Source organism: Kitasatospora sp. NPDC088861 (assembly GCF_044750105.1).
In the GTDB taxonomy this organism is placed as follows: Bacteria; Actinomycetota; Actinomycetes; order Streptomycetales; family Streptomycetaceae; genus Kitasatospora.
Genome location: NZ_JBIVJF010000006.1, coordinates 59,290 through 71,574, shown reverse-complemented (window position 1 = coordinate 71,574; position 12,285 = coordinate 59,290). Strand labels below are relative to the sequence as shown.

Annotated in this window: 6 protein-coding genes and 1 pseudogene; 4 read left to right on the top strand and 3 right to left on the bottom strand. The window is 74.7% G+C overall.

The window, feature by feature from the left end; all coding sequences use genetic code 11:
* Positions 1 to 8 precede the first annotated feature (8 nt).
* Both ACIP37_RS13605 and ACIP37_RS13600 read right to left on the bottom strand, forming a co-directional pair.
* On the bottom strand, positions 9 to 7,301 hold the full coding sequence (locus ACIP37_RS13605; protein ID WP_400806883.1) for an amino acid adenylation domain-containing protein: 7,293 nt from the start codon (positions 7,299 to 7,301) through the stop codon (positions 9 to 11).
* 408 nt (positions 7,302 to 7,709) lie between these two features.
* Positions 7,710 to 8,186: a GNAT family N-acetyltransferase gene (locus ACIP37_RS13600; RefSeq protein ID WP_363624225.1), complete on the bottom strand. Its 477-nt coding sequence runs from the start codon at positions 8,184 to 8,186 to the stop codon at positions 7,710 to 7,712.
* A gap of 458 nt (positions 8,187 to 8,644) precedes the next feature.
* Between ACIP37_RS13600 and ACIP37_RS13595 the strand changes: the two genes are divergently transcribed.
* The 4 genes and pseudogenes from ACIP37_RS13595 (at position 8,645) to ACIP37_RS13580 (ending at position 11,626) form a co-directional block, all read left to right on the top strand.
* Positions 8,645 to 9,556, top strand: coding sequence for an ABC transporter ATP-binding protein (locus ACIP37_RS13595; protein ID WP_363375621.1), 912 nt, complete (start codon positions 8,645 to 8,647; stop codon positions 9,554 to 9,556).
* A gap of 82 nt (positions 9,557 to 9,638) precedes the next feature.
* Positions 9,639 to 10,463, top strand: coding sequence for an ABC transporter permease (locus tag ACIP37_RS13590; RefSeq protein ID WP_363624229.1), 825 nt, complete (start codon positions 9,639 to 9,641; stop codon positions 10,461 to 10,463).
* A gap of 46 nt (positions 10,464 to 10,509) precedes the next feature.
* Positions 10,510 to 11,376: pseudogene (ddaH, locus tag ACIP37_RS13585) on the top strand (dimethylargininase); the annotation flags it as partial.
* Between the two features lie 49 nt (positions 11,377 to 11,425).
* Positions 11,426 to 11,626: an MbtH family protein gene (locus ACIP37_RS13580; protein WP_363585493.1), complete on the top strand. Its 201-nt coding sequence runs from the start codon at positions 11,426 to 11,428 to the stop codon at positions 11,624 to 11,626.
* A gap of 82 nt (positions 11,627 to 11,708) precedes the next feature.
* Here ACIP37_RS13580 and ACIP37_RS13575 read toward each other — a convergent pair whose 3' ends face one another.
* Positions 11,709 to 12,245: a hypothetical protein gene (locus tag ACIP37_RS13575; protein WP_400806887.1), complete on the bottom strand. Its 537-nt coding sequence runs from the start codon at positions 12,243 to 12,245 to the stop codon at positions 11,709 to 11,711.
* Positions 12,246 to 12,285 lie beyond the last annotated feature (40 nt).

The window sequence follows — 12,285 nt, the reverse complement described above, 5'->3', positions numbered from 1 at the left end:
ACGGACCGTCATCGCCGGCCCTCGTCGGCCCGTCGCAGGACGGCGGCGACGACCCGGGCGATCTCGTCGATCGGCCCGGCGTCGGCGAGGTCCAGGTGCCGGGCGGCGAGCGGGTGGTCGGCCACCGGCCCGGTGGCGTGGGCCGACCAGACGGCCACCGTCTGCTGCGGCCGGTGGTCGCCGGTCGCGGTGAAGGTGGTCAGCGGCGCGTCGAGCACCCCCGGGGTCCACGCCGCCATCAGCCCGGCGTGGTAGCGGCAGGAGTCGAGGAACACCGCCAGCTCGTCCTCGTCGCGCGGCGCGGCCTCGCGCAGCGCCACGGCCAGCCGGTCGAGGAGCTCCGAGGGCTTGGGCCGCCACTGCTGCGCCAGGACGGCCGCCACCTCGGCGGCGGGCGCGCCCGTCGCCGTCAGCAGCTCGGCCAGCACGGCGGTGTCGGTGACCTCCCCGGCGTCCGGCGGCGCCGGATGGCTGTCCAGCAGCGCGACCAGGTCGACCTGCTCGCCCTGCTCGCGCAGCAGCACGCCGATCTGGTGCGCGACCAGCCCGCCGAAGGACCAGCCGAGCACCCGGTAGGGGCCGTGCGGCTGGACGGCGCGCATCCGCGCCAGGTACTCCCGCGCCAGGCCGTCCACGTCGGCCGGCCGCTCCCCGCCGCCGACCGGGCCGATGCCCTGGAAGGCGTAGACCGGCTGGTCCGGGTCGAGCCCGCGCAGCAGGCCGATGAAGCCGAGGCCGTCGCCCGTCACCGGATGGACGCAGAACAGCGGTGCCCGGCCGCCCGCGGCCCGCAGCGCCAGCAGCGGTTCGAAGGGGGCGTCGGCGCGCCCGGGCCGCTGCCCGGTCAGCCGCTGCGCCAGCGCGGCCGGGGTCGGCGCCTCGAACAGCGTCTTCACGGGCAGGTCGACGCCGAACTCCGCGTGGATGCGCTCGACCAGCCGGATCAGCAGCAGCGAGTGGCCGCCGAGCAGGAAGAAGTCGTCCTCCGGGCCGACCGCGGGCACGCCCAGCAGCTCGGCGAAGACCGCGACCAGCGTGCGTTCGGCCGGCGTGCGCGGCTCCCGGGCCCGGCTCTCGACGTGGGTCTGCGGCTCGGGCAGCGCCCGGCGGTCCAGCTTGCCGTTGGCCGTCACCGGGAGCGCGCCGAGCAGCACGTAGGCGGTGGGCACCATGTGGTCGGGCAGGTGGCCGCGCAGGTGGGCGCGCAGCGCGGCGGCCGTGGGCGGCTGCGCGGCGCCGTCCGGCACCACGTACGCGACCAGCCGTACGGCGCCGGCCCGGTCCTCGCGCACGGCGACGGCGCAGGCCGTGACCGCCGGGTGCTCGCCGAGCCGGGTCTCGATCTCGCCGAGCTCGATCCGGTGGCCGCGCAGCTTCACCTGGCTGTCCACCCGGCCCAGGTACTCCACCACGCCGTCGGGGCGGTGGCGGGCCAGGTCGCCCGTGCGGTACATCCGGGTGCCCGGCGCGCCGTGCGGGTCCGCGACGAAGCGCTCGGCGGTGAGCGCCGAGCGGCCGAGGTAGCCGTACGCGAGCTGCTCGCCGGTCAGGTAGAACTCGCCCGGCACGCCCGGCGGGACGGGGTTGAGGGCGGTGTCCAGGACGTAGCCGCCGGAGTTCCAGACCGGCCGCCCGATCGGCACCGGGTGCGCCTGCTCGTCCGCCGGGCCGCACTCCCAGGCCGTCACCTCCACGGTGGCCTCGGTGGGCCCGTAGAGGTTGTCCAGCCGGACGCCCGGGAGCACCTGCCGGAACCGGCGCACGGTGGCCGCGGGCAGCGCCTCGCCGCTGGCCACGACCAGGCGCAGCCCGGTGCACTCGGCGGCCCGCGGGTGCTGGAGGAAGACGTCCAGCATGGACGGCACGAACTGGGCGACGCTCACGCCCTCGCGCTGGATCAGCTCCGCCAGGTAGGCCGGGTCGCGGTGCCCGTCGGGCTTCGCCAGCACCAGGGTGGCGCCGGTGATCAGCGGCCAGAAGAACTCCCACAGCGAGATGTCGAAGCTGGCCGAGGTCTTCTGCAGCACGCCGTCCCGGGCGCCGAGCCGGTACTCCTCCTGGCCCCAGCGCAGCCGGTTGGCGATGGCGTGGTGCGGGACGAGCACGCCCTTCGGCCGCCCGGTCGAGCCCGAGGTGTAGATCACGTAGGCCGGGTCCCCGGGGCCGGGGGCGGTCGGCGTGACGCCCTCGGGCGCCGGCAGGTCCTCCGGTGACAGGCACGGCACGCCCTCGGCGGGGCGCAGCGCGGCGGCCTGCTCCGGGGCGGCGATCACCGCGGCCGGGCGGGCGTCCGCCAGCATGTACGCGAGCCGGTCGGCCGGGTAGTCCGGGTCCAGCGGCAGGTAGGCGCCGCCGGCGCGGTGGACGGCGCACAGCGCCACCACGAGCTCCACCGAGCGGGGCACGGCCACCGCGACCCGGCTGCCCGGGCGGACGCCGACCGCGGCGAGCCGGCGGGCCAGCGCGTCGATCCGGCGGTCCAGCTCGGCCGGGCCGAGTTCCCGGCCCTCGAACACCAGGGCGGGGGTGTCGGACGGCGCGGCGAGCCCTGCCGACACCAGGGCGGCCAGCGTGGTCGGCGCCAGCTCCCGCCGCTCGCCGGCGGAGCGCTCCAGCAGCCGAGGCCGCTCGCCCTCGGCGGACAGTTCGAGCCGGGAGATCGGCCGCTCGGGGTCGGCCGCGGCCGCGCCGAGCAGCCGCGTCAGGTAGCCGGCGATCGCCTCGACCGTGGCCCGGTCGAACAGGTCGGCGCGGTACTCGACGGCGCCGGTCAGCTCGTCGTCCGGGCCGGCGGGCGTGCCCAGGGTGACGGTGAGGTCGAACTTGGCCGGCGCCGGGCCGGCGGTGAGCAACTCGCTGTCGAGGCCGGGGATCTCCACGGCGGCGCCCGCCTGCTCCATCACCAGGGCGACCTGGAAGAGCGGGTGGCGGCCGGGGGAGCGCTCCGGGTTGACCAGCTCGACGATCCGTTCGAACGGCAGGTCCTGGTGGGCGTAGGCGGCGAGGTCGGCGTCCTTGACGCGGCGCAGCAGCTCCCGGAAGCCCGGGTCCCCGTCGGTGTCGGTGCGCAGCACCAGCGTGTTGACGAAGAAGCCGACCAGGTCGTCCAGGGCCTCGTCGGTGCGCCCGGCGATCGGGGTGCCGATCGGCAGGTCGGTGCCCGCGCCGAGGCGGGTGAGCAGCGCCGCCAGACCGGCCTGGACGGCCATGAAGAGGCTGGCGCCGTCGGCCCGGGCGAGCTCCGCCAGGGCGCGGTGGTCCGCGCCGCTCAGCCGCAGCGGCACCCGGCCGGCCTCCTGGCCGGTCTCGGCGGTGCGCCGCCGGTCCACCGGCAGCGCGATCTCCTCGGGCAGGCCGGCCAGCGCCCCGCTCCAGTACTGCCACTGCCGGGCGGCGGTGCTGCCCGGGTCCTCGTCGTCCCCGAGCAGGGTGAGCTGCCACTGGGTGTAGTCGGCGTACTGGACGGGCAGGGCGGTCCACTCGGGGGCCCGGCCGGCCGTCCGGGCCTGGTAGGCGGCGCCCAGGTCGCGGGCGAGCGGGCCCATCGACCAGCCGTCGCAGGCGATGTGGTGGACCGTCAGCAGCAGGACGTGCCGCTCGGGGGCGAGGGCGAAGAGGTGGGCGCGCAGCGGCGGCTCCGACGCGAGGTCGAAGGGCTGGGCGGCGGCGGTGCGCAGGGCCTCGGCCAGGCCCTCCTCGGTCACCGTGGCGGTGCCGGAGTGCCGTAGCAGCGGCGGGAGTTGCTCCGGGGCGAGGATCCGCTGGTGGGGAGCCGCGTCCGCGCCGCGGGGGAGCGGGAAGACGGTGCGCAGGGCCTCGTGGCGCGCGGCGCAGTCGTGCAGCGCGGCGGCGAGGGCGTCCCGGTCCAGGGCGCCGGTCAGGCGCAGGGCCAGCGGGATGTGGTACGCGTCGCTGTGCGGGTCCAGCTGCTGGAGGAACCAGAGCCGGCGCTGGGCGTGCGAGAGCGGGATCCGCTCGGGGCGTGCGGCGGCGGTCAGCGCCGGGCGACATCGCCCGGCGTCCACCGCGCGGGCGAGCCCGGCGGCCGTCGGGCTCTCGAAAACCGCCCGGATGGGCAGTTCGGCCCCCAGGGCGGTGCGCACCCGGCTGACCAGCCGGGTGGCGAGCAGGGAGTGGCCGCCGAGCGCGAAGAAGTCGTCGTCGGGGCCGACCTCGGCCACGCCGAGGACCTCGGCGAGCAGCGCGCACAGCGCGGCCTCGCGGGCGTCCCGGGGGGCCCGGGAGCGGCCGGTGGCGGCCCGCAGCTCGGGCTCGGGAAGAGCGGAACCGTCCAGCTTCCCGCTGGAGTTGAGCGGGAGACGGGCCAGGACGGCGTAGGCCGCCGGGATCATGTAGTCGGGCAGCTGCCCGGCCAGCAGCTCGCGCACCTCGGCGAGGTCGGGGGCGTTCCCGTCCTCGGTCACCAGGTAGGCGGCGAGGTGGCGCTCCTCGGCGCCGGCGCCCCGGGCCAGGACGGCGGCCTGCACGATCGCGGGGTGGCGCAGCAGCACCGCCTCGATCTCGCCGGGCTCGATCCGGAAGCCGCGGATCTTGATCTGCCCGTCGGCCCGGCCGAGGTACTCCACCTGGCCGTCGCGGCGCATCCGGGCGAGGTCGCCGGTGCGGTACATCCGGGCGCCGGGCGGGCCGTACGGGTCGGCGACGAAGCGCTCGGCGGTCAGGGCGGGGCGGCGCAGGTAGCCGCGGGCCAGGTGCGGCCCGGACAGGTAGAGCTCGCCGGGCACGCCGAGCGGGACGGGGCGCAGCAGGTCGTCCAGCAGGTACGCCCGGGTGTTGTCGAGCGGGCGGCCGATGACGGGGGTGCGGCTGTCCGCCAGGGAGCAGGCGAGCGCGTCGACGGTGCACTCGGTCGGGCCGTAGTAGTTGAACACCGCGACGTCCGGCAGGGCGGAGAGTTCGGTCCACAGCGCCGGCCCGACGGCCTCGCCGCCCAGCATCAGCACGGCCGGGCGGTGGTGGCCCTCGGCGAAGAGGCCGGCGGCGGTGAGCGCCGGGACGTACGTCGGGGTGAGGTCCAGGAAGTCGAGGCGCTCCCGGCGGACGTAGCCGACCAGGGCCTGCGGGTCGAGCCGGACCTCGTCGCTCAGCAGGTGCAGCGGGTGGCCCTCCAGCAGCCAGAACAGCGGCTCCCAGGCGGTGTCGAAGGTGATCGAGGCGACCAGGCCGAGCTGGAGCCGCCGGCCCTGCGGGCCGCCGGACGGGCGGACCATGCGGGTGCGGTGGTGGTGCATCAGGCTGCTGAGGCCGCCGTGCGGGATCACCACGCCCTTGGGCACGCCGGTCGAGCCGGAGGTGTGGATGACGTAGGCCGGGTCGTCCGGGCCGGTGGGGCCGGTGCGGTCGGCGTCCGTCAGGTTCCCGCCGGGGTGGGCGGCGACGGCGGCCCGCGCCCCGGGCTCGTCCAGCACCAGGACGGGCGCGCCGTCCGGCAGCCGGCCGGCGTCGGCGGCCGTGGCGAGCACGCAGACCGGGGCGGCGTCGGCGAGGATGCCGGCCAGCCGCTCGCGCGGCATGGCGGGGCTGACCGGTATGTAGGCGGCGCCCGACTTGAGGACGGCGAGCAGCGCGATCAGCAGGTCGGTGGTGCGCGGCAGCGCCAGGACGACGTAGCGCTCGGGGCCGGCCCCGCGCCGCACGAGCTCCCGGGCGAGCCGGTTGGCGCGCTCGTTGACCTCGGCGAAGGTGAACCGGCCGTCCTCGGCGACGAGGGCCGTGACCTCGCTCTCCAGGGCGGCGCGCTCCTCGAAGGCGCCGTGGTACGTCACCGCGGGGGCGCCGTGCTGGGTCGCGGTGAGGGCGCCGTCGTGCGTCATCGTGGCGGCACCGTCGTGCGGCACCGCGGGGGCGTCGTCGTGCGGCACCGCGGGGAAGGGCAGGGCGGGCCCGTGGGCGCGCTCGAACAGGTCGAGCCGCTCCTCGGCGCCGAGCAGGTCGTACTCGCCGATCCGCTGGTCCGGGTCGGCGGCGGCCGCGGCGAGCAGCCGGCCGAGCCGGGCGGTCAGGGCCTCGGCGCCCGCGCGGGTGAACAGGTCGGTGCTGTACTCGACGAAGCAGCCGAGCCCGGCCGGGGCGCCGTCGGCGTCGTGCACCTCGCGCATGTTGAAGGACAGGTCGAACTTCGCTCCGCCCGGGCCCGCCTCGGCGATCTCGGTCTCGATGCCGGGCAGCGCGAGGGAGGCCTCGGGGGTGTTCTGGAAGGCCAGCATCACCTGGAACAGCGGGTGCCAGCCCAGCGAGCGGTGCGGGTTGAGCGCGGTGATCAGCCGCTCGAACGGGAACTCCTGGTGGGCGAAGCCCTGGAGGTCGGTGCGGCGCACCCGCTTGAGCAGCTCGCGGAAGGTCGGGTCACCGGAGGTGTCCAGGCGCAGGACCAGCGGGTTGACGAAGTAGCCGACCACGTCGTCGTAGCGCTCGTCGGTGCGGCCCGCGATCGGGCTGGCGATCGGGATGTCCGTACCGGCCCCCGACCGGGTCAGCACCGTCGCCAGCGCCGCCTGGAGCACCATGAACATGCTGACCCGGCAGGAGCGGGACAGCGCCAGCAGCTCGCGGTGCAGCTCGGCCGGGAGGTCCCACGGGAAGTACTCGCCCCGGTGCGACATCGCGGCGGGGCGGGGGTGGTCGGTGGGCAGCTCCAGGAAGTCCGGCAGGCCCGCCAACGCCTGGCGCCAGTAGGCGAGTTGCCGCCCGCCCTGGCCCTGCGGGTCGTCCAGGTCACCGAGGTTCGCGTGCTGGCGCACGGCGTACTCGGCGTACGTGCCGGGCAGCGGGGACCAGACGGGCGCCCGGCCCTGGCCGCGGGCCAGGTAGGCGGTGCTCAGGTCGCGGGCCAGCGGGGCCAGCGACCAGCCGTCGCCGGCGATGTGGTGCAGCACCATGAGCACCACGTGCTGCTGCGGGCCGAGCACGAACAGGTGCACCCGCAGCGGGGCCTCGGCCTCCAGGTCGAAGACGTGCCCGGCCCCGGCCTCGATCAGGGCGGGCAGCTCCTCCTCGGTGACGGGCACCACGGTGAGGACCGGCGGCAGCTCGGCCATCGCCAGCACGTGCTGGCGCGGCACGCCGTCGCGCTCGGGGAAGACGGTACGCAGGGCCGCGTGCCGCTCCACCACGTCGGCGAGGGCGCACCGCAGCGCCTCGTGGTCGACCGGGCCGGTCAGCCGCAGCGCCACCGGGACGTTGTACGAGGCGTCGCCGCCTTGGAGGCGGTCGTTGAACCAGAGCGCCAACTGTGCGTACGACAGCGGTGTCTCCGCGGGCAGGCTGTGTTCGCCCAGCACGGGGCATCCCTCCAGGTGGAACCGCCCCGCCGGCCGGGTGGGTCGGGCGGGCCGGACGGTGGTTTCCGGTGGCTCTTGGCCGTTGTGGGCCCCGGCCGTGGTGAGCCGTGGTGAGTTGCGGCCACGGTGAGTCGCGGGGCGTCGTGGGCCCCGGGGCCGTCGGGGGCCGCGGCCGTGGTGAGTTCAGGCCGCGGTGAGCCCCGCCGTGGTGATGAGCGGGCCGTGGTGATCTGCGGGCCGTGGTGATTCACGGACCGTGGTGGTGTGCGGGCCGCCGGGGGTCCCGGGGCCGTCGCGGGCCCCCGGCCGTGGTGGCCTCCGGGGGTCCTTGTGGGCTCCGGGGCCGCGGGGGCCCGCCGACGTCCCTCGGCGGGGGGGCTACCGGCTACCGCGCTGTGCGGGCGGGAGTCACGCGGTCCAGCGGTAGGTCATGTCCGGCTCGTTCTCCTCGTTGCGGCTGCCGTCGTTGGTGTCCACCACGACGAAGCCGTGCCGCTCGTAGAAGGCGCGCGCCTCGGTGTTCTTCTGGAAGACGTGCAGCGAGAGCTCCTGCGGGCTGGCCGACTTGACGGCCTCCAGCAGCACCGTCCCGATGCCGCGGCGGCGCACCTCGGGGCGCAGGTAGAGGTGGTCGAGCAGGTTGCCGTCGAGCGAGGCGAAGCCCAGCACGGCCCCGGTCCCGGCGTCCTCGGCCAGCCACACCCGGGTGTCCGGGAGCACGACGTGGGTGATCCAGCTCAGGGTGGCCTCGTCACTGTGCAGACGGGGCAGGTACGGCATGGTCGCGGTGCGGGAGGCCAGGAAGACCTCGGTGACGACACCGGCGTCCTCGGCTACCGCGGCCCGCAGGCGGACGTTCGCGGTGAGCGGTCCGTCGGACTGCATCCACATCTCCTCGGTCAGGTGTGTGAAGGGGCGGTGGTGCCGCGGGTGACGACCGAAGGAGGAATACGTGATCGGCACCCGTCGCACACCGACGCTACGGTCGCGAACTACGGGCGATGGAGCCGAATTTCCCCCCGGATGGGCCGACATAGTGCGTCCCGGCGGCATTGATCTTCGAGCAACCTAACACCTGGTCATGGACAGGGGAACCCCCGAAAGCAGGTTCCTGACAAGTCGATTCTGCGGTTAGATGATCGCGCGGGCCCGGCCCCCGGGGAGCGAGGATTTCGGCGCACCGGGCGGTGACATTCCCCGACTTCCCTTGTACCTTCCCCGACGCCGAACTTCCCCTGGCTTCGCCCGACTTCCTCCGCCTTCCCCTCGTCTTCCCCTGCACATCCCCTGCACATCCCCTGCGCTTCTCCTGCCTTCCCCGACTCCCCGAAAGGAGCGCCCGCGTGGACACTCCTGCCGTCCGAATCAGCGGCGCGGTCAAGACGTTCGGTGCCACCACCGCGGTGGGCGGCCTGGACCTGGAAGTGCCGCCCGGCATGTTCCTGGGCCTGCTCGGGCCCAACGGCGCGGGCAAGTCCACCACCATGCGGATGCTCACCGGGCAGACCCGCGCGGACGCGGGCACCGTGGAGGTGTTCGGGCACCGGATGCCGGAGGACTCCCGCCGCGCCCGCTCCCTGGTCGGTGTCGTCCCGCAGCACGACAACATCGACCCCGAACTGACGGTGCGCCAGAATCTCGACGTCTTCGTCCGGTTCACGGCCCTGCCGCGCGAGCGCTACCGTGAGGCGGTCGACCAGGCGCTGGCCGCCGTCCGGCTGACCGACCGCGCGAACACCCGCGCCGACGCGCTCTCCGGCGGCATGCGCCGACGGGTCCTACTGGCCCGGGGCATCGTCAACAACCCGCGGCTGCTGCTCATGGACGAGCCCACCGTGGGCCTGGACCCGCAGATCCGGCAGGACCTGTGGGACGTCATCGACGGGATGCGCGAGAGCGGCACCACGGTGGTCATGTCGACCCACTACATCGAAGAGGCGGAACGGCTCGCCGACGAGGTGGCCGTGGTGACCGGCGGCCGGGTGATCGCCCGGGGCACCCCCGCCGAACTGCTGCGCGCGCACGCGGGCGCGCAGGCCGCCGAGTACCGGGGCGACGCGGCCCGGCGCGAACTCGTCGAGGCCGAGGCCGCCCGGGCCGGACTGCCCAGCCGGCGGACCGGGCCGGCGGTCTCCGTCCTGCGCGCCGAGACGATCTCCGCGCAGCTGCGCGAGCGTCTCGGACCGCCGGACGTGCTGCGCCCGACCTCCCTGGAGGACGTGTTCGTCGCGCTGACCGGAGAGCTGTTCGGCTGAGCCCGGGCCGGCCGCTCCCTCGCCCCCTGGCCCACCGCCCGCCTGCCCGCCCGCCTGCTCGCCCCCACAGAGAGGACACCCGATGACCACGGCGACGCCCATGCCCCGCACCGAGGCCCAGACCGGTCCCGCCCCAGGCCTCCCGCCCGCCCTGTGGCCGACCATGCGGGCGGTGTGGCTGCGCGAACTGCTGCTCTTCCGCCGCTACTGGCCCGCCATCACCTTCGGCTCGCTGATCGAACCGCTGGTCTACATGACCGGGTTCGGCATCGGCTTCAGCCGGCTGATCGACTCGGTCCAGGGGCACCCGTACCCGCAGTTCGTCGGCGTCGGCATGGTGGTCACCTCGGTGCTCTTCGCCTCGGCCTTCGCCGGGATGTTCGAGAGCTTCAACCGCCGCAAGTACCAGAAGATCTACGACGCCGTCCTGTGCCAGCCCGTCGACGTCTGGGAACTGGTCACGGCCGAGGCGTCCTGGATCGCCGTCAAGTCCTCCGTCTACGGCACCGCGCCGCTGCTGGTCTGCCTCGCCATCGGCCTGCCGCCGGGGCCGGAGCTGCTGCTGGTGCCGCTGGTGGCGCTGGTCTCCGGCTTCGCCTTCGCCCTGCTCGGCATGTGGGTGTCCTGCCTGGTGCCGGCGATCGACTGGCTGCGGCTCGTGGTGTCCGGCGTGCTCACACCGCTGGTGATGGCCGCGGGCGTGTTCTTCCCGCTGGACGGGCTGCCCGACTGGGTCCAGGGGGTGGCGGCCGTCAACCCGATCTACCACTGCACGCAGCTGGTGCGCCACGCCGCCTTCGGGACGCTCGGGGCGGGCGACGCCCTGCACGGGGCCGTCCTGGCCGCATTCGCCGTCCTCGCCTGGTTCCTGGCCGTCCGCGGGATGCGCCGCCGGCTCGTCGACTGAACGGCTCCCGGACCTTCCCGGACCTCCGGAGCAACACGAACACCACGCACCACGCAGCACACAGCACGCAGCACGCAGACCGAGGAGAACCACCCCGATGACAGCCCGCGTCGCAAGCCAGCGCCGTTTTCTGATGTGCCGGCCCAGCCACTTCGGCGTCAGCTACTCCATCAACCCCTGGATGCACCCGGAGAAGCCGGTCGACGGCGCACTCGCGCTCGCCCAGTGGACCAGGCTGCGCGACCTCTACCGCGAACTCGGCCACACCGTCGAGGAGATCGACCCGCTGCCCGGACTGCCCGACATGGTCTTCGCGGCCAACGGCGCGACCGTGGTCGACGGGAAGGTCCTGGGCGCGCGCTTCCGCCACGCCGAGCGCACGGCCGAGGGCCCGGCCTACCTGTCCTGGTTCCGCGAGCAGGGCTGGTCCGAACTGCTGTGGCCCGAGCACATCAACGAGGGCGAGGGCGACTACCTGCTGGCCGGCCGTCGGCTGCTGGCCGGCACGGGCTTCCGCACCGACCCGAGGTCGCACGCCGAGGCCCAGGAGTTCTTCGGCGTCCCGGTGACCAGCCTGACCCTGGTCGACCCGGAGTTCTACCACCTGGACACGGCGCTCGCCGTCCTCTCCGACGACGAGATCATGTACTACCCGGAGGCCTTCACCCCCGGCAGCCGGGCGGTACTGCGCGAACTGTTCCCGGACGCCATCCAGGCGACCGCCGAGGACGCCGCCGTCTTCGGCCTCAACGCGCTCTCCGACGGCCGCCACGTCCTGCTCCCCGAGTCGGCCACCCACCTGATCGGTGAACTGCGCCGACGCGGCTTCGAGCCGATCGGCGTGGACCTCACCGAACTCCTCAAGGCGGGCGGCAGCGTCAAGTGCTGCACCCTGGAACTGCGCGGCCGCTGACCGCACCGGCAAGCTCACCGGTTTTCACCAAGCACGAGAGGACGACGTGGTGACGAATCCCTTCGACGACCCCGACGCCGACTACCTGGTCCTGGTCAACGGAGAGGGCCAGCACTCACTCTGGCCCGCCTTCGCCGCCGTGCCCGAGGGCTGGAAGACGGTGTTCGGCGCGGCGCGTCGGCAGGCCTGCCTCGACCACATCGAGCAGACCTGGCCCGACATCCGCCCCCGAACCCTGACCCACGACTGACCGCCGCCCCGCGCCGCTGCCCCGCCCGGTCGTGCCGCAGAAACGCAGCACCCCTCCCCGGCCCGCAGACGGCTGCCCGGGATCAGTGACCAGGGGCGGGCACGGCAAGCGCCCGGCGGCGGATTTCGGCGGCTTTGTCGGTATCGCTGCCCGTGACCGCATCGACCCCGTCGGGTGCAGGTAGTCCCTCGGCGGTCACCGCGACGAATGAAGCGTGCGGGTTGGCCTTGGCGGCGGCGTTCAGTGCCTGTCCGAAGGCGGGGCCGACGGCGACGACCAAGTCGCAATGCTGGGCCGCGAGCCCGGCGAGGTAGGGCAGCGCCTGGTCGGCGGTGGGGGCTGGGACGAGCAACTGCTGGACGTTCAACTGATGCTGCTGGCTGGCCTCCTGGAGGGCGGTCCAGATGGCGCTGGTGTCGCTTCGTGAAGCGGCCTCGGAGGCGTCGCCGGTGAGGCAGGCCGTGTGGCGCCCGGCGATGTTGGAAGGGATGACCGGAGCCGGGTGGCTGTTCTCGTCGTCGTCCGTTCCGAGAGCGAGCAGGACCGTGATGGCGGCCACGGCCGCTGCCGAGGTGAGTCCGAGCAGCCAGCGCAGGTGAGGGTTGGCGGGGAACTTCATGGCGGGCTACTCCTGGCGTTCGGCCGCGGTGTGCGACGGC